At 47.6% G+C, this 23,076-nt stretch carries 21 protein-coding genes, 1 tRNA gene and 2 pseudogenes; 19 read left to right on the top strand and 5 right to left on the bottom strand.

Annotated features, from left to right (window positions below):
• Nucleotides 1-3: 3 nt before the first annotated feature.
• The 5 genes from FBF29_04275 to FBF29_04255 are packed head-to-tail and all read left to right on the top strand — an operon-like array spanning nt 4 to nt 3,900.
• Entirely contained in the window at nt 4-828 is an 825-nt protein-coding gene (locus FBF29_04275; protein QJU07876.1) for a basic amino acid ABC transporter substrate-binding protein, read from the top strand.
• Nucleotides 825-1,541 carry an amino acid ABC transporter permease gene (locus FBF29_04270; GenBank protein QJU07875.1) on the top strand — a complete coding sequence of 239 codons (717 nt, stop codon included), beginning with the start codon at nt 825-827 and terminating at the stop codon, nt 1,539-1,541. The genes FBF29_04275 and FBF29_04270 overlap by 4 nt, the downstream gene beginning before the upstream one ends.
• Before the next feature lie 40 nt (nt 1,542-1,581).
• Nucleotides 1,582-2,307, top strand: a complete 726-nt coding sequence (locus tag FBF29_04265) for an amino acid ABC transporter ATP-binding protein (GenBank protein ID QJU07967.1) — start codon at nt 1,582-1,584, stop codon at nt 2,305-2,307.
• A gap of 12 nt (nt 2,308-2,319) precedes the next feature.
• Entirely contained in the window at nt 2,320-2,931 is a 612-nt protein-coding gene (locus FBF29_04260; protein QJU07874.1) for a hypothetical protein, read from the top strand.
• Between the two features lie 48 nt (nt 2,932-2,979).
• Nucleotides 2,980-3,900 (top strand): hypothetical protein, encoded by a 921-nt coding sequence (locus FBF29_04255; protein ID QJU07873.1) that lies wholly within the window; start codon nt 2,980-2,982, stop codon nt 3,898-3,900.
• Between the two features lie 58 nt (nt 3,901-3,958).
• On the opposite strand, the gene FBF29_04250 is transcribed toward FBF29_04255, so the two are convergent.
• The gene (locus tag FBF29_04250) at nt 3,959-4,426 is read right to left on the bottom strand and encodes an NUDIX domain-containing protein (GenBank protein QJU07872.1); all 468 of its coding nucleotides are present in this window, start codon (nt 4,424-4,426) and stop codon (nt 3,959-3,961) included.
• 68 nt (nt 4,427-4,494) lie between these two features.
• Nucleotides 4,495-4,571 (bottom strand) — tRNA-Pro (locus FBF29_04245).
• A 107-nt stretch (nt 4,572-4,678) separates the two neighbouring features.
• Here FBF29_04245 and FBF29_04240 point away from each other — a divergent pair.
• The 5 genes and pseudogenes from FBF29_04240 to FBF29_04220 all read left to right on the top strand — a co-directional run bounded on the left by FBF29_04240 (nt 4,679) and on the right by FBF29_04220 (nt 12,037).
• Nucleotides 4,679-4,921 (top strand): annotated as a pseudogene (locus FBF29_04240) (ABC transporter ATP-binding protein).
• A 185-nt stretch (nt 4,922-5,106) separates the two neighbouring features.
• On the top strand, nt 5,107-7,794 hold the full coding sequence (locus FBF29_04235; GenBank protein ID QJU07871.1) for a class I SAM-dependent DNA methyltransferase: 2,688 nt from the start codon (nt 5,107-5,109) through the stop codon (nt 7,792-7,794).
• Complete coding sequence (locus FBF29_04230) at nt 7,791-9,764, top strand: ATP-dependent helicase (protein QJU07870.1); 1,974 nt, start codon at nt 7,791-7,793, stop codon at nt 9,762-9,764. The genes FBF29_04235 and FBF29_04230 overlap by 4 nt, the downstream gene beginning before the upstream one ends.
• Nucleotides 9,757-10,914 carry a GIY-YIG nuclease family protein gene (locus FBF29_04225; GenBank protein QJU07869.1) on the top strand — a complete coding sequence of 386 codons (1,158 nt, stop codon included), beginning with the start codon at nt 9,757-9,759 and terminating at the stop codon, nt 10,912-10,914. Before FBF29_04230 ends, FBF29_04225 begins: the two co-directional genes overlap by 8 nt.
• Nucleotides 10,915-10,999: 85 nt before the next feature.
• Nucleotides 11,000-12,037, top strand: coding sequence for a DNA cytosine methyltransferase (locus FBF29_04220; GenBank protein ID QJU07868.1), 1,038 nt, complete (start codon nt 11,000-11,002; stop codon nt 12,035-12,037).
• Between the two features lie 48 nt (nt 12,038-12,085).
• On the opposite strand, the gene FBF29_04215 is transcribed toward FBF29_04220, so the two are convergent.
• Complete coding sequence (locus FBF29_04215; GenBank protein ID QJU07867.1) at nt 12,086-12,550, bottom strand: YbhB/YbcL family Raf kinase inhibitor-like protein; 465 nt, start codon at nt 12,548-12,550, stop codon at nt 12,086-12,088.
• 45 nt (nt 12,551-12,595) lie between these two features.
• Here FBF29_04215 and FBF29_04210 point away from each other — a divergent pair, with 45 nt between their 5' ends.
• The 7 genes from FBF29_04210 to FBF29_04180 all read left to right on the top strand — a co-directional run bounded on the left by FBF29_04210 (nt 12,596) and on the right by FBF29_04180 (nt 19,731).
• Entirely contained in the window at nt 12,596-13,210 is a 615-nt protein-coding gene (locus FBF29_04210; GenBank protein QJU07866.1) for a hypothetical protein, read from the top strand.
• Between the two features lie 82 nt (nt 13,211-13,292).
• Nucleotides 13,293-14,528, top strand: coding sequence for an arginine deiminase (arcA, locus tag FBF29_04205; GenBank protein ID QJU07865.1), 1,236 nt, complete (start codon nt 13,293-13,295; stop codon nt 14,526-14,528).
• Entirely contained in the window at nt 14,528-15,517 is a 990-nt protein-coding gene (gene argF / locus FBF29_04200) for an ornithine carbamoyltransferase (protein ID QJU07864.1), read from the top strand. Before arcA ends, argF begins: the two co-directional genes overlap by 1 nt.
• Entirely contained in the window at nt 15,518-17,113 is a 1,596-nt protein-coding gene (locus FBF29_04195) for a YfcC family protein (protein ID QJU07863.1), read from the top strand. It begins immediately after the preceding gene.
• Between the two features lie 3 nt (nt 17,114-17,116).
• On the top strand, nt 17,117-18,064 hold the full coding sequence (gene arcC, locus FBF29_04190; GenBank protein QJU07862.1) for a carbamate kinase: 948 nt from the start codon (nt 17,117-17,119) through the stop codon (nt 18,062-18,064).
• Between the two features lie 110 nt (nt 18,065-18,174).
• Nucleotides 18,175-19,101 carry a magnesium transporter CorA family protein gene (locus FBF29_04185; protein QJU07861.1) on the top strand — a complete coding sequence of 309 codons (927 nt, stop codon included), beginning with the start codon at nt 18,175-18,177 and terminating at the stop codon, nt 19,099-19,101.
• 57 nt (nt 19,102-19,158) lie between these two features.
• A complete protein-coding gene (locus FBF29_04180) occupies nt 19,159-19,731 on the top strand; it encodes a hypothetical protein (protein ID QJU07860.1) in 573 nt (190 codons plus the stop codon).
• A 59-nt stretch (nt 19,732-19,790) separates the two neighbouring features.
• Here the strand turns inward: FBF29_04180 and FBF29_04175 are convergent.
• Nucleotides 19,791-20,378: pseudogene (locus FBF29_04175) on the bottom strand (CHAP domain-containing protein).
• 225 nt (nt 20,379-20,603) lie between these two features.
• On the opposite strand from FBF29_04175, the gene FBF29_04170 reads away from it, so the two are divergent.
• Nucleotides 20,604-21,368: an ABC transporter ATP-binding protein gene (locus tag FBF29_04170; GenBank protein ID QJU07859.1), complete on the top strand. Its 765-nt coding sequence runs from the start codon at nt 20,604-20,606 to the stop codon at nt 21,366-21,368.
• A gap of 1 nt (nt 21,369) precedes the next feature.
• On the top strand, nt 21,370-22,488 hold the full coding sequence (locus tag FBF29_04165) for an ABC transporter permease (GenBank protein QJU07858.1): 1,119 nt from the start codon (nt 21,370-21,372) through the stop codon (nt 22,486-22,488).
• Between the two features lie 25 nt (nt 22,489-22,513).
• On the opposite strand, the gene FBF29_04160 is transcribed toward FBF29_04165, so the two are convergent.
• The gene (locus FBF29_04160) at nt 22,514-23,038 is read right to left on the bottom strand and encodes a hypothetical protein (GenBank protein QJU07857.1); all 525 of its coding nucleotides are present in this window, start codon (nt 23,036-23,038) and stop codon (nt 22,514-22,516) included.
• Nucleotides 23,039-23,076: the final 38 nt, after the last annotated feature.

Below are 23,076 nucleotides of genomic sequence, written 5' to 3'. Positions count from 1 at the left end.
AGCATGAACAGAACGAAAACGCGACGCCGTGGGTTTGGCATTAGTTGGGGGATAGGCCTGGGGCTGTTTGTGGCGTTGATTGGCTTTATGGCGTTTGATATTTTGCAGCGCGAAGGTGGATTTGGTAAAAGTAATGATGTGTTGGTGATGGGCACCAACGCTGGATTCAAGCCGTTTGAGTACAAGCAGGGCAATGAAATTGTTGGCTTTGATGTTGATTTGGCAAAGGAAATTGCCTGCAGCGTGAATAAAGAGCTAAAGATTGAAGACATGGCGTTTGACGGATTGCTGCCAGCGCTGGAATCAGGGCAAATTGACATGGCGGTGGCTGGCATGTCGGTGACGCCAGAGCGTGCCAAAAATGCGTTATTTTCTGAGCCGTATTATTCAGCCTCGCAGCGGATCATTGTCAAAAAGGGTAGTCCGATTCGGAATCGACATCAACTGACGGGCAAGAAAATTGGTGTGCAGCTAGGCACGACAGGTGATACGCTGGCCAGGAAGATTGTCGGCGCTAACGTGTCGCAATTTCCAACCGCGCCAAGCGTGTTGACAGAGCTCAATGCTGGCGGCGTCGAGGCGGTTATTTTGGATGATGCGCCCGCGGCTCAATACACGACTGGCTTTCCAGACCTAGAAATTTTGCCGGGCGAGTTATCAAGTGAGCACTATGCAATTGCTATCAAAAACAATAATCACGACTTGCTAAAAAAAGTCAACCGAGTGTTGGCGGAGATGAAAAAGGACGGTCGGTATGACAATCTCATTCGCAAACATTTTGGGCCAAGGGCGCTTGAATCGATGAAGAAAAAGGAGCTTGAACCATGAATTTCCTGGAAGTGATTTTTGGCGACGGTCGGTGGCTCTATTTGTGGCACGGTCTAGAGGTAACCTTGGTATTGACCGTTTTGTCACTACTGTTAGGCACGGCCATCGGTGTCATCATCGCTCTCCTGCGAACCTCGGACGTGCGACCGTTTAAGTCACTCGGTCGCTATTCGTGGACCAAAGGGCTGAGCCGCTGGAATCCGCTGGCGTGGCTTGGCAAAGTGTATGTCGACATCATTCGAGGGACGCCGCTGCTGGTTCAGCTGTTGATTATGTACTACGTCGTCTTTGGTTCGTATCAGTTTATGCCGAAGATCTTTGTGGCAGCGATTGCCTTTGGTATCAATAGTGGTGCGTACATTGGCGAGATTATCCGCGGTGGTATCGAAAGTGTTGATAAGGGGCAAATGGAAGCAGCGCGTTCGCTGGGCTTTAGTCGTTGGCAGGCCATGCGTTTGGTGATTTTGCCACAAGCGCTCAAAAATTCGTTGCCAGCGCTGATCGGCGAATTCATCGCCCTACTGAAAGAGACGTCGGTGGTTGGCTGGATTGGGCTGAATGATATCATGCGCGGCGCTGACAATATTCGGTTTCAAACGGCCACGGCGTTTCAGTCATTGTTTGCCGCAGCGGTGATGTACTTGGCATTGACCGCGATATTTACCCGCGTGATGACGCGAGTGGAGAGGAGATTGAAAGATGGCAGTGAATAAGGTGAAGGAAGCGGCGCAGCCGAGCACCGAGCGCCCAGCGATCATTACGGTGGCTAACCTCAAAAAACAGTTTGGCAGTAACCGTGTGCTCAGGGACATTGACGTTGAAGTTCATGAAGGCGAAGTGGTCGTGGTTGTTGGTTCAAGCGGCTCTGGTAAATCAACCTTTTTGCGCTGCTTGAATTTGCTGGAGACGCCGACGGGCGGGCGCATTGTCATCGATGGTGTGGAAACGACAGCGCCAAAAGTCGACCTGAACGCCCTGCGCCAAAAAGTTGGTATGGTGTTTCAATCATTCAATCTGTTCCCGAACTTGAGCGTGCTGGATAATATCAAACTAGCACCGCGGAAATTACGCAAATTGTCTGACCGGGCGGCAACTCGCTTGGCGAAGAAATTACTCGCAGACGTGGGATTGGCGGACAAAGCCGGGGCCTTCCCTTCGCAGCTCTCAGGCGGGCAAAAGCAGCGTGTCGCCATCGCTAGAGCCCTAGCCATGGAGCCGGATATCATGTTGTTTGATGAGCCAACTTCGGCGCTTGACCCCGAGATGATTGGCGAGGTGCTGGATGTGATTCGTGAGGTTGCTGCCAAAGGTATGACCATGGTTATCGTCACGCATGAAATGAAGTTTGCGCGCGAAGTAGCTACGCGGATGATTTTCCTGGACAAGGGTGAGATCATCGAAAACGGTCCACCAGAGCAGGTGATGGATCATCCAGTGACCGAGCGGGCGCGGAAGTTTTTTGGCGTCAAGGATAACTAACAGGAGGTCCAGATGAAACATGCGAAAACAGCCAAGAACTATACCAAATGTATGCTTCTTGTTGCGGTAGTTGCTGGTATCATTGCCATCGTCATATGCGGTTGGTATATCTGGTCGCGCCCGCAGACGCCCGTATCACCACAACCGTCAGACGCCGCTCGTTTCAAGGCCGCTTACTCCCGCGTGGCTGATGACAATCGCTTCGTCTTTGCTTCGGCTGGTGAGGTTTTGGAGAAGTTTGAATCAGGCAGTGGCTTGATTTTCCTTGGTTTTCAGCAGTGCCCGTGGTGTCAGCAGTTAGCGCCAATCGTCGATGAAGCTGCCAAAGCCGAAGGGCTGGACAAAATTTACTATCTCGACATTCGCCATGCCCGCGAAACCAATGATGATACCTACAAAAAATTAGTTGAGAAACTAAAACCGCATCTTCGCACTGATGAGAATGGCCAACCGCGCGTGTATGTTCCTGACGTGACGGCACTGAAGGATGGTCGTGTGGTCGGTCATTTTCTCCAGGAGACTACCGCTGACGGCGAAAAGGCTACGCCTGATACTTATTGGACACGTGAGCGCCGCGCTCGGGCGGTCGAGCAGCTGAGGCAGATGATTCGGGCTATGCGGTAGTACGATATAGCTATTTTCAAAATAATAATTTTATGTTATAACACAAATATGGATACCGAGCGTGGAGCAGCATGTCGCCTTTTGGTTGAGACAACTAGAAGGCCGTTTTTGCCTGACATGTCAGAGCAAGTTGATCATATGTCCAGGGAGTTTTATCCAGAGCTTGATTTAGACAATAAACCATTGCTGTATGTTACACCGAACTTTCCCCCTGTCGCTACAGCTGAGCCACACAGAGATTTATCACGTGAAGGCTCGTCTCGCAACGGAGCATTTACCGTAAATGCGAAAACAGTTAGTGGCTCCAAGGAAGAGTTTGCTATTAAGCGGCTTCCACTGACAACTGCTCTTGCCGAGGTCGCCATGACCCAGTATGTTAGTACGCAGGGACTGGCCCCCTTCTCAATTCAAGCACTTATGATAGCAGGGAAGCCTAGTAGTTCCAAGGACCGTTCGGCATGGATCATGACTCGATTCGATGAAAAAGCGGTCAACTTTGAGGGTCTTGCATGGCGTGAAATGAACTCAGAGAATATCAAACAGCATTTAGTGGATGCTCTTCTGGCATTATCTGCGTTGCATAAAATACATATTGCTCACAAGGATGCTTTTATGCGTAATCTTGTCCGGCTGTCGGGTTCTGATGGTGATAATTCAGCGACTCGCTATATTGACTTTGAATATGCGAGAAGTTTTCGTGGTTATGTTGAGCAAGTTGATCATGGTGAGGATATTTTTCGCGCGCAAGGATATATCAATAGATCAGTTCAAGGTGACCTCCGGTCGTTACTTATTGACGCTATATCAGTTTTGGCGAATCAGCTCAACCAGTCTCCAGCCGATAGGTGGAAGCTATTAGAAAAATGTCTGGGCAGTTACCGAGAAGTGGTGTCTGCGAGTGAAAATTCACCCGCACTTAAGGAGGCGGCTGTTCATGCAATAACCACCCTACAGCGCGACTATATGTAGCAAATTATCCGAAAACTGGCTATAGTAAAATCTTTGGTAAATAGTCTCGGTGGGATTGTTACAATTCACTCATTATCTGAACATCAGTCGATTCATTAACCAGCCAGTTTAGGTCAACCTCTGTTAGGTAACTCGGCAAAATCCGTGTGGTTTTCGGATCGACAAAGCCGCATTCCGCCACTTCCTCGACGCCGTGCGATGTTTTTTCCAGATTGACGTGCTGGTAATCACGCCAGTTGGTGATGGAGAAGAAAAATTCGAGCTGCTCGGTAACGCCGTGTTTAGACGAGGGGTTGGTGTCGGTAAATTGTTGGATGAATAATAGCTTGCCAATGGTTGGTTTGACGCCAGTTTCCTCGATCATCTCTCGGCGTAAACCGTCCAGCAAACTCTCGCCCAGCTCCAATCCGCCGCCCGGCGTACACCAAAACTCTCGCCCCGCCCCGCTATTGGCGGTTAATTTCTGGCAAAAAATCTCGCCCTGATCGCTTATGATAATTCCGCGTACGTTAACTCGTCGCTGCATATAACCTCCTTTGCTTTTATACTTGCCAGAGGTTCTAGGTGGTGAACATACGCTTTAAATAATTACCGTGGTCGGGGTGATCCGATTTGAACGGACGACCTCACCGTCCCGAACGGTGCGCGCTACCAAGCTGCGCCACACCCCGACGCTAAAAATAGTATAAGCCGAGCGGGTAATTTTGTCCAATCGGGTTAGTGTTGGGTAGTATATAAAATAAACATCGGCCTTAGATGATAAAAGAGTAGTATTTCCATTCTGGATGAAGCCATCAGCTCGGTCGACACTCACACCGAAGTGCTCATCCAAAAAGCCATGGACAAGTTGATGCAGGGCAAAACCAGCTTCGTCATCGCTCATCGGCTGAGCACTATCCGCGACGCTGATTTGGTATTGGTCGTCCGCGATGGCAACATCATCGAGCAAGGCAAGCACGACGAGCTGCTGAAGAAAAACGGCTTTTACGCTGAGCTTTATAATAGTCAGTTTGCTGAGTGATGACAATGATAGATGATGCTTATAAACTTAATAAATATTACATAGTTACTCTTTGGTCAGTTAAGGTTTTTCTGCTAAGTTCATTGTAAGCTAAGAACAAATCAATCAACCAAAGTTAACTAAAAAAGGATTGTGATACGGTTGCGCCCTAGTAAAGTAATTTGAGATATAATATATTGTGAATTATGCGTATAACACTAAAAGATGTTGAGAATAATGTAAAACCTCTTGGTGATAAGTTGACCTACAACAAAGATTTTATATTTGATTTGCTAGCTGCCTACGGTCGAGCACCAGCCAACATTACACGTCTACGCAATGGTCAGCTCAATGTTGCTGAAGATAGGGTTAACGAGATCGCTCAGAAGGGAGTTGTCTATTTTAAACCCGTGGACGTTTCGGACAATGAATTATATGCGGTCGTTGACGACCTAAAGACTAGCCCCTCTATCGTTCGCTATAGTATTAGGTTTATTATTGTTACTAACTATAAAAAACTCCTTGCAATAGACACTAAGACAAGCGAGCCACTCGATATTGAGCTTCAGGAAATTGACAAGCACTACACATATTTTCTGCCCTGGGCGGGAATGGAGAAAACACAGTTTATCGCTGATAACCATGCCGATGTTAGGGCTGCCGAGAAGATGGCAAAACTTTTTGATATACTCGTTGCCCATAACAATTACAAGACTGCCGATGAGTGGCATAACCTTACGATATTTTTTACCCGTTTACTATTCTGTTTCTTTGCAGAGGATACTGGAATATTCCAAAAGAACCAATTTGTTGATGCTGTTGGATCGTACACACAAGAAGACGGCTCTGACATGCATGAGTTTTTACTGGTGTTATTTGAGGCATTAGACGATGAGGATAAATCAGTCTACCCAGCTTATTTAGCGGCATTCCCGTATGTAAACGGTCGGTTGTTTTCCAAAGACTTTGCTGTGATACCACAGTTTAATAAGCAGGCTCGTGATCTGCTAATTGAAGCTTCGAGCAAGCTCGATTGGAGCGATATTAATCCTGACATATTTGGTAGTATGTTTCAGGCAGTTATCCGCCCAGGAAAACGGGTTGGTCTGGGTCAGCATTATACTAGTGTGCCTAATATCATGAAAACAATTGAGCCATTATTTCTCGATGAATTAAAAGAAGAGTTTGATAGAGTATTTAACGACAATAAGAGGCTGGAGCGGCTACTGGAGAGGATCGGTAGCATAAAAGTGTTTGACCCAGCCTGTGGTTCTGGCAATTTCTTGGTTATCGCCTACAAAGAATTACGCAAACTTGAGCATGCTATTCTTGAACGGAAGGGTGAGCTAACAGGTATGATGCAGCAGGCTCTGCTTGGCTCTCGTGTAGATATTGAAAATTTTTATGGTATTGAGATTGACGATTTCGCTCACGAGGTTGCAATCCTTTCACTTTGGCTTGCTAAGCACCAGATGAATATGGAGTTTACTGAAAAGTTTGGCATCGACTTGCCTCTCATACCCCTGAAAGAAACTGGAAGTATCATACACGGTAATGCGGCCCGAATTGATTGGCAAGACGTGTGTCCAAATAGTGCCAATGATGAAGTGTATATTATTGGCAATCCACCTTATGTTGGTGCAAAATTACAAAATTCTACCCAAAAACGAGATTATGAATATGTGTTTTATGACGAGCCATACTCCAAAAATCTTGATTACATTGCGTTATGGTTTATTAAGGGTGCTCGATATATTGCTGGCTCAAATGCTCAATTAGCATTTGTCGCCACTAACTCTGTGACACAAGGTGAACATGTAGGGCTCATGTTTCCAAAGATTTTTGAGTATGGTGTAGAAATTGGTTTTGCGTACACTTCATTCAAATGGGAAAATAATGCCAAGCATAACGCGGGGGTAACAGTATGCGTTGTGAGTTTACGCAATCCAAGTACAAAACCTAAGTATATATTTACTGAAGGGGTCCAGACTCAGGTAGATAATATCAACGGATATCTTGCTGCTGGTCGATCAGATTTGTTTATCAATCGGCGAAATCACTCCATATCTAATCTACCAGATATGGTGTTTGGTTCTATGCCAAGAGACGGTGGATTCTTAGTATTGTCGCCAGCCGACCGCAGAATACTACTATCAGAGTCAAAGGAGTCCGCAAAATATATCAAGAAATATCTTGGAGCTGCAGAGTATATTCGCGGCATAGACCGATACTGTCTATGGATTACGAGTGATCAGTACGACTCAGCAAGTATGATACCTGGCATCAAACAAAGGTTAGAGAAAGTAGCTAACAACAGAGCTGGAAGTAATGCTAAAAGCACCCGTGACTACGCCAATCGACCATACCGTTTTGTACAAATTAGTTATAAACCGACCAGCTCAATAATCGTCCCTCGTGTTTCTTCAGAGCGTCGTGAGTATTTGCCGATAGGCTATCTAAGCAAAGACACTGTCATATCTGATGCCGCTAACGCTGTTTATGATGCTGAGCCATACATTTTTGGGCTGCTCTCAAGTCGCATGCATATGATGTGGGTACGCGCAGTAGCTGGTCGACTTAAAACAGATTTTCGATATTCTTCTGCTATCGTATACAACAACTTTCCAGTTCCAGTATTGACCGATATAGAAAAGGCTAATATCGAAGAAAAATCATTTGCTGTTCTGGATGCTCGCGAGAATCATCCAGAAAAGACTATTGCCGAAATGTACGACCCAGATAAAATGCCCGATGATTTGCGTCTTGCACATCAGGCGCTTGATGGCGTCGTGGATAAAATCTACCGCAAGAAACCATTCGAAAGTGACGAGGAACGCCTTGCATACATATTTAACTTATATGAAACTATAACATCAAAAGAGAGGTCTGCATGAACACCAAAAAACGGCCAGTAAATGTTATTAGTATTGAATATAATCAGACTGGCAATAGTGTCTGCACTAACAGCATGGGTATGCGCGAAATGCAACGGCGTGTGTATGAGCAACGTCACTCTAAATATCTACTCATAAAGGCGCCTCCAGCATCTGGTAAATCTCGTGCCTTGATGTTTGTTGGTCTAGATAAGCTATTCAATCAAAATCGTCGCAAGATCATCGTATCAGTACCAGAACGCTCTATAGGTGCTTCTTTTGAGACAACTGATCTGAAGTCACATGGCTTTTTTGCTAATTGGGAAGTTGACGATAAGAATAATCTGTGCACTCCTGGTGCTGAAAAAAGCAAAGTTGAAGCATTTGTGGCATTTATGAATAGTAATGATCCTATCCTTATCTGTACGCACGCTACGCTGAGGCTTGCTTTTGAAGCTTTGTCGCCAGACGCATTCAATGGTTGTGTATTAGCAATTGATGAGTTTCATCATGTATCATCAGATGTTGGCTCTAGCCGGCTTGGTAGTCTACTCCGAGATGTTATGAGTGGTAGTGATATACATATTATCGCCATGACTGGTTCATATTTCCGCGGTGATGCCGTACCTATTCTACTGCCAGAAGACGAAGCTAAGTTCTCACCAGTGACATTTAATTATTATGATCAACTAAATGGTTATGAGTATTTGAAATCACTAGGTATTGGTTACCATTTTTATCAAGGCCAATACACTTCAGCTATTCATGAAGTGCTTAACACTGATAAAAAAACTATTATACACATACCAAATGTTAATAGCGGTGAATCGACTAAGGATAAAATAGAGGAAGTTGGTCAGATCCTTAGTGTTATTGGCGAGGTGGTTTATCAAGACGATGATACGGGCATTATCCACGTTAAGCGACATGAGGATGGTAAGATCATCAAGGCTGCTGATCTTGTGGATGATACTGACCAAATAAAGCGTGCGAAAACCTTAACTTACCTGAGTCAAGTCGCTAAGGAGGATATAGGCGCTGTCGACATTATTATTGCTCTAGGTATGGCTAAAGAAGGTTTTGATTGGCCTTTCTGTGAACATGCTCTAACTATTGGTTATCGTGCATCACTGACAGAGATTATCCAAATTATTGGTCGTTGTACACGTGATAGTTCCAATAAAACGCAGGCTCAGTTTACTAACCTAATTACTGAACCCGAGGCTACTACTGATGAAGTGAAGCTATCTGTTAATAATATGCTAAAGGCTATCACGGGATCATTACTCATGGAGCAGGTACTCGCACCAAATTTTAAGTTCAAGACAAAGACGACTGGCGATGATGCTTCAACCCGTCCTAAGGGGATTATCAGTATTCGTGGATTCAAGGAGCCAAGCAGCGATCGAGTAAAACAAATTATCGAAACCGACCTTAACGACTTAAAGGCTAATATATTACAGGATGAAATCATCATTAAGGCCTCTGCTACTAATCTTGATCCACAGGTTACCAACAAGGTGTTAATCCCAAAGATCATCCGTGAACGATACCCGGATTTAACCGAAACACAGATAGAAGAGCTTCGCCAGCAAGTTGTGGTCGATTCAGTAATTAAGAATGGTGAGACAAAAGAGGTGGGCGATCGGCGTTTTATCAAGATGGCTGATAAGTTCGTCAATATTGATGAAATCAACATTGATCTTATTGACTCGGTAAATCCGTTCCAGAAAGCATTTGAGATTCTGTCTAAATCTGTAACCACTCAGGTATTGCGTGTTATTCAAGAAGCTATCGCTGCAACACGAATTGATGTAACTGAAGAAGAAGCAGAATTGCTTTGGCCAAAAATCAACTTATTCTATGAATTGCATGGCCGTAAACCAGATATTAATTCGCGAAATGAGCAAGAAAAGCGCATGGCCGAAGTATTGTCCTATTTACAGCGCAAAAAACGTGAAGATATAGCTTCAGGAGGTAGTAATGTCTGATAGGCTTAGAAGGATTTTTGATAGTGACGAACACGATTTACTTAAAATCAGTCCGCAAACACAGGCGTCCACTCCTGATGATAGATTGGCTGATGCATTTCTAGAGATCAACGACTTCTATGCTGAATATGGTCGTATCCCAGAAGTGAGTACCACTGACGTATATGAGCGCAAACTTGGTGTTCGGCTTCGTGCTTTAATTTTGGACGATGATAAAACTAAGATACTAGAGGGTCTAGATATCCATGGGCTATTAAAGCCAGTGCCAGCCCCCGAAACTCTAGATGAGATATTTGCTGGTGACAGGTTTGGTTTACTTAATGACCAAACTGGTATATTAACTATGCGTAATGTTCCAGCTAATATTAAGAAAGCTGAAAATATAGCGCGGGCACGTAAAAGTAGAGACTTTGCTAAATACGAGCAAGGGTTTAAGGATGTTCATTCTGGGTTAATATCTGGTGAACTATTGCGTAGTAGTATCAGCAGTGAATATCAGATATTGCCAGGCAGATATTTTGTATTTAATGGTCGGCTGGCGTATGTCGAAAGTCGTGACAATAACTTCAAGGTTAATGGCAAAGTTAACGCGCGCTTGCGTGTTATATATGAAAATGGCACAGAGTCTAATATTCTACTTCGTTCATTTGCACGAACGCTCTATCGAGCAAAAGAAGGTGCGAGAATCGTACCCGCTAATTATCAAACAGATTTGGAGTGGAGTGATGAGACGAACAATGACCAAGTGACTGGTTATATTTATATCCTAAGATCACTCAGTGAAGAACCTCAAGTGCAAAACCTACAAAACCTCTATAAAATAGGTTATACTACTGGCTCTGTCGAAAATCGGATAAAGAATGCGCAAAATGATCCAACCTATCTCAATGCGCCAGTAGAAACGGTCGCTAGATACAAGTGCCTCAATATGAATACTCAAAAATTAGAACACCTTATCCATCATTTCTTTGCCGAGGTAAGACTAAATATATCACTGAAATTACCAGATGGTACTAACTACACACCAAATGAGTGGTATATTGTACCGCTGGATGTGTTAGATAGAGTGATTGAATTGATTAGTAACGGCGAAATTGTCAACTACTATTACGACTCTGGTCTACATGACATAGTACTCGATAAAGATTAAAACGCCAAAGACTACACAAAATTTTCGATAATAGATACAATAGTTGTAGTAATTTCATCAGTTCAAAACGAAAGGTGGATGAAGAGTGAAAAAACGAACAGCAATTGATCTTTTCAGTGGGGCTGGTGGATTAACGCAAGGCTTAAAGCAGGCTGGTTTTAATGTTATTGGCGCCATTGAAAGTGTGCCAACCTACGCCGAAAGTTATCAAATGAACCACCCAAGGGTTAATCTCAAGGTTAGTGATATTACAAAGGTGGACCCGATTAAATATATGGAAGAGCTCGGCTTAATGAGTGGAGAATTAGATTTGCTAGCTGGCTGTCCGCCGTGTCAGGGCTACTCAACGATAGGTACTCGCAATAGAGGTCAAAGAAATGACCCGAGAAACGAGCTTATCTATGAGGTGTTTCGTTTTGCGACAGCGCTTCAGCCAAAGACTATCATGATGGAGAATGTACCAGCACTCAATAAGGATGTTCGATTAAAAAGATTAATTGAAGAGCTTAAAAATATTGGTTATCACGTCGACCATAAGGTATTAAAGATGTCTAACTATGGAGTCCCCCAGGGTCGTAGGCGTATGATTATGCTAGCTTCTCGACTTGATAATATAAAAGTTGTAAAGCAAGAAGTTGACGAAGATAAAGTAGTAACTGTTCGCGACGCTATATCACTTCTGCCAATTGCTGGGTTGAGTAATGATCCACTGCATGATGCCTTGAGTAATCCTACTGAAAAAGTGAAAAGACTTATTACTATGATTCCAAAAGACGGCGGTAGTCGTACCGATCTCAGTGAAGAATATCAACTTGAATGTCATAAACGAACGAATGGATTTAAGGATGTCTATGGTCGTATGGCGTGGGATAAGCCTGCACCGACTATTACGGGAGGATGTAATAACCCGTCAAAGGGTCGATTTTTACATCCAGAGGAAGATCGTGTTATTACACTTCGAGAGGCAGCGCTTTTGCAGACATTCCCTGTTAATTATAAGTTTTCGTTCAGATCGGGCAAAGCTGGTGTTGCTACGATGATTGGAAATGCTTTGCCGCCAGCATTTATTGAGTTTCATGCACGTAATATAATAGAGCATCTCAATACAACTTGTTTGTGTTAACTTTTTATACTATTTAGTGTTCAATAAATTATCTCTAGAACAATTAAATCACGAGCTCCGCCGCAAAATATCCAACACGCCAAATTTTCCAGTCAGCATAGCTTGGTCGATGGTGTGCGGCGTGAGGGCAGCGATGAGCTCTTTTGGTTTGGTGTCGCTTGGTAAGTCCAGTGTCGTGTTCAGCGCGTACACGTAAAATTGATAGCGGTGTGTGCCAAACGGCGGCTGCGGCCCGCCCCAACCAGGACGGCCCCAACTGGTAACCCCTTCGACGGCGCCTAGGGACAGTGACTCGCTAGTAATTTCAGTGGTTTTGCTCGGCAAATTCCAAACCGTCCAATGATAAAATCCATCGCGCCCAGGCGCATCAGGGTCATGGCAGACAACTACCAGACTTTTGGCGTCTGTTGGCACGTCGCTGATCTCGAGCGGCGGGCGTTGGTTGCCGCCGAGCTTGGAGTAAACTTTTGGTATTTTAGCGTTTTCGGCGAACGCAGGACTAGCAATTTTCATACTATGATTTTAGCATGAAGAGAAACTGGTATACTAATAGTAGTAATGATCACCGACCGACTCCTCGCCAAATATCCCATCATTTCCAATCAAGTTGACGCCAAAGAACTCGGCGTTTTGCTGCGGGAGCTGGAGACGGTGCTACGAAGCGGCGCGACTGGTAACGTTGTGGAGTTTGGTTGTTATGTCGGCACAACTAGTTTGTTCATTCGGCGGCTATTGGACGCCTATAATTTTGCTGGTGAGTTTCATGTTTACGATTCGTTTGCTGGCCTACCAGAAAAAACTCAAGCAGACAACAGCGCTGCCGGCGAGCAGTTCAAAGCTGGCGAATTGTTGGCGCCGCGCAAAACCTTCATCCAGAATTTTAAAAAGGCTGGCTTGAAACTGCCAATTATTCACAAAGGCTGGTTTGCTGATTTCACTCCTGAGGACGTGCCGGAAAGTATCAGTTTTGCGTTTTTTGACGGCGATTTTTATGAATCAATTGCCGATTCATTTCGCCTGTGCGACGGCAAGTTTCAGAAAACGGCGACTATCATCGTTGATGACTATGCCAATGAAGCCTTGCCGGGCGCCGCGCGGGCGGTCGATGAGTGGCTGAGGCGCCACCCGGCTCGGCTGACAGTCGAGTCGTCGTTAGCCATCATTCGGCGGTGAGCTAGCCTCTGGATGACGCTTGCGTTCTGGTCGGTATATGCTATATTGTTAGTATAACCATAAACAAAAAGGGGATGGGGGTATGGATCCATTACATATTACATCAGAAATTGGCCGACTCAAGGCGGTGCTGTTGCATCGTCCGGGCGAAGAATTAGAAAACTTAACACCAGACTACTTGACTGATCTGCTGTTTGACGACATTCCGTATTTGCAGGTCGCCCAAAAGGAGCATGATGCGTTTGCTGGGGTGCTGCGTGATCACGGTGTCGAGGTGTTGTATCTCGATCAGCTGGTGACCGAAGCGCTATATACTGATCAACTACGTGAGCAGTTTGTTGATGAAATGTTGGCAAATTCGAAGCAAGGGTCACGCCGCGTCACCAGGGTGCTGCGCCAGTTCCTGCTGGATCTACCGACGAACGCGATGGTGCGTAAAATTATGGCTGGTGTGCGCAAGGATGAGATCACGCTGCCGCCAGACCAGCACCAGCAATTGCATAATATGATTGAGAAAAATCACTATCCATTCTATCTCGATCCAATGCCAAATCTATACTTTACCCGCGACCCAGCTGCGACCATCGGTCATGGTCTGACGATCAACAAGATGCACTGGCCAGCGCGTCGCCGTGAGTCGCTGTTCATGCGCTACATCATTGATCATCATCCGCGGTTTGCTAATAAGAATGTGCCGGTGTGGTATGATCGTCACGAAAAGTTCTCAATCGAAGGTGGCGATGAGCTGGTATTGAGCAGTGAAGTGATGGCCATCGGCGTATCGGAGCGCACCACGGCTGAGGCGATTGAAAAGATGGCGACGAAACTGTTTGCTGGCTCTGGCTTTAAGAAAGTCGTTGCCATGGAGATTCCAAAGTCGCACGCCTTCATGCACCTGGACACGGTATTTACTATGATTGATCGGGACAAGTTTACCATTCATCCAGAAATCCGCGATCGTGGCGGCAAGATGAATTGTTTCGTATTGGAAAAGGTTGAGGGTCAGCCGTTCCCGCGCATTACGCATGAGACGGATCTCGAGCATGTCTTGCGAGTAGCCTTGGGCCTACCGAGCGTTACCCTGATCGAATGTGGCGGCGGCGATCCGATCGCAGCAGCCCGCGAGCAGTGGAACGACGGCTCCAATACCTTGGCGATTGCGCCGGGCGTGGTGGTGACGTATGACCGCAACTACGTCACCAACCAAAAACTGCGCGAGCACGGCGTTGAAGTTATTGAAGTCAGCGGTGCTGAGCTTGGTCGCGGCCGCGGCGGTCCGCGCTGTATGAGTATGCCGCTAGTACGGGAGGATGTATAATGGCACAAAGTTTGAAAGGGCGATCATTTTTGACACTGGGTGATTTTACCGCGGGTGACATTCGGTTGCTACTAACGACGGCGAATGAGTATAAGCGGATGAAGTACGCTGGTACGCCGCATCGGATTCATGAGGGCAAGAATATTGCGCTATTGTTTGAAAAAACCTCAACCAGGACGCGCTGCGCCTTTACGGTGGCGGCTAACGACCTCGGTATCGCGCCGGAATATCTTGGCAAGGACGATATTCAGCTTGGCAAGAAAGAGACGGTCGAGGACACCGCCAAGGTGCTGGGCCGGATGTTTGACGGTATTGAGTTCCGCGGTTTTGCACACAAAACGGTAGAAGATCTAGCGAAGCACGCCGGCGTGCCAGTATGGAATGGATTGACTGATAAGTTCCATCCAACGCAGATTCTAGCCGATTTTATGACTATCGAGGAGCACCTTGGTCGGCTGCACGGCGTCAAGCTGGTGTTTGTCGGCGACGGCCGCAACAATATGGCGAATAGTTTGCTGCTCGGCTCGGCAATTATGGGACTGGACTTTCGGATTTTAGCGCCGCGTGAATTGTTCCCTGAGGAGGGCCTCGTCCATCACGCGCATGAGCTAGCGCACCAGAACCACGGGCGGATTACTATCACTGATAATTTTGAGGAAGCCCTGCGCGGTGCCGATGTCGTTTACACCGATGTCTGGGTGTCGATGGGCGAAGAGGATAAGTTCGCCGAGCGCATCAATCAGCTGCGTCACTTCCAGGTTAATCGCGACATGCTGAACCTCACCGGCAATCCTGAAGTCAAGTTCATGCACTGCTTGCCGGCCTTTCATGATGCGTTGACCACGACCGGCCAGCACATCAGGGACGATTTCGGGCTAGAGGCGATGGAGGTGACGGATGACGTCTTCCGTTCGCCGAATTCGATCGTCTTTGACCAGGCGGAAAATCGTATGCATACCATCAAGGCGGTTATCGCTTTGACGCTGTAGATGTCTAATACAGGAGTAAAGGAGGCTCCGGACATGGTAGAAAAAATGAAAAAAGTAAAGAAAAAGCTTCTGCGCTCGCCGTCAGCATTCGCAGGACTGTTCTTAGTCATTATTATAATGGCCGGACTGACGTGGGTGATCCCGTCGGGCTCTTATGAGACTAAGAAAGACCCAGACAATCCGTCAAAGACGATTCGCGTGTCTGGTACATACAAAGAGTCGGAAAAGGTCAAAACTGAGAAAGGCGAAAACGGGAAGGAGACCGTAACAGGCGATGTTCGTCAGGGTGCATGGGATGTTGTTACTGCTCCAGTTAAGGGCATGGCCGAGAAACTTGATGTGATCATCTTTGTGATGATCCTTGGTGGTTTCTTGGGCGTAGTGATGAAAACTGGCGCGCTGGACGCCATGCTGGGATCTATGCTTTTGAAAATGAAAGGCAAGGAAAAGTGGCTGATTCCTATCTTGATGATATTTTTTGCTATCGGTGGTACCACCTACGGCATGCAAGAGGAAACAGTGGCGTTTTATGCGCTCATTATCCCGATCATGATTGCTGCTGGCTACAACGCGATGACAGCTGTTTTGGTGATTGTGCTAGGTTCGGGCGCTGGTTTAATTGGTTCGACGATTAACCCGTTCTCAACCGGTATTGCTGCCCGCACTGCCGATATGCCACTGGCTAATATTTTCCCAATTCAATTTACAGTGCTTGGGCTAAGTTTGATTGCGGCAATTATTTTCACCATGCGCTACGCCGCAAAGGTTAAATCTGGCAAATATGCCAAAGATGATCGCACAAAACCAACCGTTGCAACTACTTTGGACATGAATAATGTGCCAAAGTTTACCGGTACGCGTAAAGCGATTATGGCAGTCTTTGGACTAAGCTTTCTGATAATGGTTCTGTCGCTGATTCCATGGGAAGATTTTGGCATCAAAATCTTTAGCGATTTTCATGCATGGCTTGCTAGCCTGCCGGTCTTCGGTGCGCTGATGGGAGCAAGTCATAATGTAGCGCTCGGCAATTGGTATTTTAGTGAGATATCAGTTCTGTTCTTGCTGTCGGCAATTTTGGTTGGTTTTATTTACCGAAAAGAATTCAGAAAGCAGAACATAGCGTTGGTTGATACCTTTATAAAAGGTATTGGCGATCTGCTCCCAGTAGCATTGATTATTGCGGTGGCAACAGGTGTGTCGGTGGTGATGAATAATGGTGCTATTCAAGATACAGTCATTCACTGGGGCGAAGACCTACTGAAATCGGCGGGTAGCAGTGTTATTGGTATTTTGGCGTTCATATTCTATCTGCCAATGAGCGTATTGATTCCTTCATCGTCCGGTCTAGCTGCAGCAACCATGCCAATTTTAGCGCCGATTGCTGACCTGGTTGGCGCAGGCAAGGATATGATCGTGGCCGGTTATACGACGGCTGTTGGTTTGGTCAACTTGATAGCGCCGACGATTGCTTCGTTGATGGGCGGTTTGGCCCTAGCTGGCGTGTCGTACCGTAAATACCTGCTGAGAACGCTGCCGATTATAGTTGTGTTTGCGATAATCTGCATGGGCACTATTGCAGTGTTTGGAGTGTTGTAATTTATGGCACGAACCATTGTCGTCGCGCTTGGAGGCAATGCCCTGCAACGTCAGGGCGAGGCTTCGTCCCAGGCGCAGCAGCGAGTGGCTGACGAGACAATCGCCCAGCTCCTACCGCTGATTCAAGCCGGACACCGCGTAGCCATCGTCCATGGCAATGGCCCGCAGGTTGGTAACATCGTTCTGCATGAGGAAGCGATTAACACCGAAGCGGTGCCGAGCTTGCCGCTAGAAGATTCTGGTGCGATGAGTCAGGGGCTGATCGGCTTTTGGCTGCAGCAGGCGATGCACGATGCGCTGGCAACTCGCGGTGTGCATGATAAGTATGCAGTGAGTATCGTTACTCAGACGGTGGTTGATCAGGCTGATCCAGCATTTCAAAATCCGACCAAGCCGATCGGGCCATTCTATTCAGAAGAAGAGGCCAAAAAAGTGCAGGCCGAGCGTGGTTATACAGTACGTGAGGACTCGGGTCGTGGCTGGCGGCGCGTGGTGCCGTCACCGAAGCCTCAGGAAATTGTCGAGGCTCCCGTCATCAAGGCGCTGGTTGACGCCGGTGTGTTGGTGGTCTCGACTGGCGGCGGCGGCATTCCGGTGCTACGTGATGCATCGGGCCAACTGAGCGGCGTAGCTGCGGTAATTGATAAAGATTTTGGCGCGGCCAAGCTAGCGGATATGCTGGAGGCCGATACGCTGCTAATCCTGACGTCGGTTGATGCGGCCAAGATCAACTTTGGCCAGCCAACAGAGCAGGCGCTTGGCGAGGTATCGGCCGAGGAGCTGCAGCAGCACATTGATGCTGGGCAGTTTGCGGCCGGCTCAATGCTACCGAAGACCCAAGCGGCACTGAGTTTTGTGGCTGGTGCTTCGGGGCGCACGGCGATTATCACCTCGCTCGAAAAAACCGCTGATGCCATCAATGGTGTCGCCGGTACGCGCATCAAGAGTTAGCTCTCATATAAATAAACATTCAAAACCACCAGTCGGACAGCTCGGCTGGTGGTTTTTGATGATGGTCTCCGCAAGCTTATTGTCATCTAACCGGTACCAAAATATTTCAAATGAGCTATACTGAGTACATGATAGAATATCTGCATTCAACAGGTGAAGCAATTGCGCCGATTCAGACATTGCGTAGCGGCAGTTGGCTGCGCTGCGAGCGACCGACCGAGCAGGAAGTATCCGAGTTGCTGACGCTGGGAATGGACGAGGATATGATTAGTGACGCGCTCGACCCGCACGAGGTGCCGCGTATTGAGTTTGATGATGAGTGGACGTACTTGATCGCCCGGCTACCGGATACGGACGATGATTTTAATGATTTTACCACGCCAATTTTGTTCGGCATCCACAAGGAGTATGTGGTGACATTGTCGCGCGATAGTCTGGGTCGGCTGTGGCAGCCGTTTATCGATAAGACGCGGGTGCGGACATCGCGGCGGATTGAACTGGTGGTGGCGATGATTGAGGCGGTATCAAGTCAGTACCAGCGGCGGGTGGCGACGATCAATCGTCAGATGCGGGCGGCGACTGACGATATTCATACCTTGCGGGCGCGTGATATCGTCACCTTGACTGAATATGAGCGCAAGTTAAATGACTACCTGGATGCCTTGCTGCCGATGAACTGGGCGATTGAGCGGCTGATTGCCAATCGCAGTTTGCGACTCAAGGATGACGACAAGGATGACGTCGAAGATATTTCCATCGACCTTGAACAGGTAATTAGCCGTTGTAAATCGCTGCTGCGAACCATCACCAATGTGCGTGATAGCTACCGGGCGGTGATGGACACCCGCCTGAATGAGACGATTCGGCTGCTGACGGTGATCACGGTGGCGCTGACTATTCCAACCATGGTGGCCGGGCTGTATGGCATGAATGTGCCCTTGCCGGCCGCGGAGAGTCCGGTGACCTTTTGGGTGGTTATCGGCGGCAGTGCGCTGGCAGCACTGGCGATTGGCTATTATTTTTTGAAGCGGCGCTGAGATCCTCGGCGGGATGGCGCTTGTGCTTACCATTGTTTTTAGGTATAATAAAGCAACATGGACATCAAGAAACTAATTCACTTTTTTAAGGATAAATTAGCGCAGCTGCCGGCTATGCGCGAGCTGCACGATCCTGAGAATTCGCGGTTTGTTGCTTGGTGGAGTGAGGTGATGGCGACTGGCGAGGAAATGGGCGACGCCTATATGCACCGAGTGATGCGGATCGAGTTTTTGCCGGCGATCGTTTCCGAGGGTGGGGATAATTCTGAGGAATTTGCTCAGGCCTATCAGCGCGGCATGGACGAAGCGGAGGCCTTGATGCGGGCAACGATTGAAGGCCTCGAAAACCTCCAACGCAAAGCCGAAGCCGCCAAGCGTAGTCCCAAGCATGCTCACGAAGTGGTCTCGCCTTACGTTGCTCTCAGCGACGAGCAGGTCAAGCAAGTCACTCAGGCAATGCGCCTCGATCGGTATGATGGCCAGACGCAGCGGACGGTCAAGCGCCTCCTCGAGGAGCTCAAAAATGGTGGCAAGAACAAGGACGCCATCATTGATGCGGTGACGTGGCTGGCTGAGCAGCAGCCCGATGCATTGGTGGTGTTTCTGCTAGCGGCAAGTCACGCGGCGTAATGCGGCGACTCGGTTAGGCGTGGGCGATCCCGCACCAGACGGGCCAGGCTTATTCTGCCTTATTCTGCCAGTACGCCATACCCCAACAGTCCATCGTAGCGCTTATCGCGGTTGACGAACACGCGGATGCGGTTCATCTCGTTACCGCCAACAGTGGTTAGAACGCCGTCGTTATTTTTGAGGACGATATTCGTATGGTCGCCAAACACCGGTGAATTGCGGTAAATTGCCACGTCGCCGGGACGCGGTTGATAGCCAGAGCCTGCGGGCTTGAATCGACCGACCGCTTCGTAATATTCGCGCAAGGTAAACGTTCCTGGGATGCGTCAGCCGCCAGTGTGCGGATTCTTTAGCGGCGCGCCCGCCTGCTGCATGATCCAGCTCACAAAATCGGCGCACCACGCTTCACGGACGCCTTGGCTGAACTTGGTGCCGGCGGATTGTGCTTCGAATTCGGTTTTGGCTAGGCTGATAATTTTTTGCCGGGTCGGATGTAAATTTGTGGTATCAATCTGCGGGAATGTCGCCTCGCCGCGCGATGGATCAATGCTGCCGGCCACCCTCAGCGAGTGAAGTTTATGAGTAATTTTTGGCCAATACAGCGCACCGAGACTGATACAAACAGCGATTAATGGTATCAGCACCAGTGCAAATACGTACCGTTTCTTGAGGCGACTGCGCGGCCGCGTGATGGAGAGGTGGGGCTTCTTCGGCATATGGTTAGTATAACGGTATCGTGTCGGCTTGGCTAGTCCTCCCGGGTTGCATACCTCACGCAGAGTGTTATAATGACTAACTAAAGATAGGCTGGCAGGGAGTCATTCTATCGCTAAGGTATGCGGTGCTAAAACAGAGCGCGGAAAGGAGTTTGTATGGCTCAACCCGAACCAATCATAACAGTTGACCAACTCGTCAAGACGTACGATGGCAAGAATGTCGTCGATAGCGTGTCGTTTGAGGTCCAGAAAGGCGAGATCTTTGGCATCCTCGGGCCAAATGGTGCTGGTAAGACGACGACGCTAGAGATGCTCGAGGCACTGAGGGCGATTGATGGCGGCACGGCGATCATCGACGGAATTGATGTTGCTAAGGAGCCGAAGCACATTAAAAACATCATCGGCATCCAGCTGCAATCGACGATGTTTTATGACAAGCTGACTTTGCGCGAACAATTGAAAATGTTTGCCAGCCTGTACGGACAAACGGTCGACGCCGACGCGCTGCTGGCCAAGGTGCAATTGACCGACAAAGCCAAAAGCTATGTCGAGCAGCTCTCAGGCGGGCAAAAGCAGCGCTTCGCCATCGCGTCGACGCTGGTTAACAATCCGACGGTGCTGTTCCTCGACGAGCCGACCACTGGCCTCGACCCGCAGGCTCGCCGCAATCTCTGGGATTTGATCAAAGAGATTCGCGATGAAGGTATTACTATCGTGCTGACGACTCATTACATGGACGAGGCCGAGCTGCTGTGCGACCGTTTGGCGATTATGGATAATGGCAAGATCATCACCATTGATACGCCGCATAATCTGATCAAGCAGCTACTGGCGCGCGGTTTCAAGAAAAAGCAAGTTGTCGAGCAGGCCAATTTGGAGGACGTATTTATTGACTTAACAGGAAAGGCGATTCGGGATTAGTATGAAAAAATATTGGACTGGTGTATTCGGGCAAGTACGCGCCCAGCAAAAACGTTTCGTCCGCGATAAAATGTCGCTGTTCTTTACCTTCCTGTTTCCGCTCATCTTCTTGTTGGTATTCGGTTCGATTTTTAATAATCAATCGACCAGCTTTGACATTGCGATTATCAATAATTCGCAGACAGAATTTGCTAAAAACTTTGTCAAAGGTGCTAAAGAAAACGCCAAAGACTCGATTCTTAAAATCAAAGATGTCAAGGATATGGATGAGGCCCGTGAGAAGATGAAGCGTTCGGAACTGAACGGTATCATTGAACTGCCGAGCGATTTTGGCGAAGTGAAGGGTGAGGGCAGAGATGCTCGCCCGACTGGCACAATCAACGTTCTGTACGCCAAAGGTTCCGAGCAAACTGGTAGCGCCTTAACGGCGGTGATGAATCAGATTGCCAATGAAATAAATAAGCATTTGGGCCAGCCAGAGGCACCGCTCAAGGCTGCGGGCAAAGCGGTCGGCGACGAGCGGTTGAAGCCATTTGACTATACATTCACTGGACTGTTGGCATTTAGTTTAATGAGTATGGGCATCTTTGGTCTAGCCAACCAGATGCCGGCCGAAAAGCAGCGTGGCTCCTACCGCCGACTGCGTGCGGCGCCGTTTACCTCGGGTCAGCTGATTATTTCTATGGCGATTCACTACACGATTATTTCGCTGCTTAGCCTAACTATGATGGTTGTCGTTGGCATGTTGATGTTCCAATTTAATATGCGCGGCGATTGGGGGCTCTTTGTCCTTATGGCGGTGCTGGCGGCCTTTATGATGGTAGGCTTGGGCCTGTTGATCGGCGGCTGGGCAAAGAACGAAAATCAGTCCGCACCGCTGAGCAACTTACTGTCTTTCCCGATGATGTTCTTGTCTGGTGCATTCTTCCCGCTGTACATGTTCCCAGAGTGGTTACGCGGTGCCGCCCAGTTTATCCCGATGACGCCGATTACTGATGGTTTCCGTTTGATCATGACTGAGCATGCCAGCTTCATCGAGGCCCTGCCGCAAATCGGTGCTGTCGCCGCCTGGACTCTCGTTATTTACATCGCCGCGATCAAGCTGTTTCGGTGGGAATGAAATTTGAGAGTTGACGGTAGGGTAGCTACCGCTCCTGCTCTTGTCTTGTTAATCCAGACTTAATTCTATGTGCTGTTAGCCACGAATCGAGTTCAGTGTAAAACTTCTCAGGATTACAACCGAAGAATTGATGTCGCAATCGCGATGAAATACGCTCGTGTAGGGAATGTGGTTGGTAGATTCGCAGATGTTTGAGCGGTGCCATAGTTATCGTACTCGAAATTCCATCCCATTGAGCTATTGGTAAAATTGATACAAGTTTGTTATCAATTGATGGATCAATGTCGCAGGCCGATCCATTAATAAATACACGAAGTATAGCGTGTCTCTCGTTTCGACATTGACGTAGTTTAAGAATACGATCAGGTATTGGTAAATCCTGCCAATTAAATACGCCAATCAACAACTGGCTTGCTATGTCAACTTTTTGTAATTCTCGCTGTAAATACACGCATTTTTGGTAGCATGACCACATTCCATTATTACCACTTGTTCCGTATGGTAAGTCGCGGATCTTCTCGAATAAGATAACTGCTTTTTGAATATTCATAAGGCGAATGGTTGGGCTAATGTGCAGAATAATATTTT

The organism is Candidatus Saccharibacteria bacterium oral taxon 488 (assembly GCA_013099015.1).
GTDB lineage: Bacteria > Patescibacteriota > Saccharimonadia > Saccharimonadales > Saccharimonadaceae > Nanosynbacter.
This window is presented reverse-complemented; position numbering and strand designations above follow the sequence as displayed.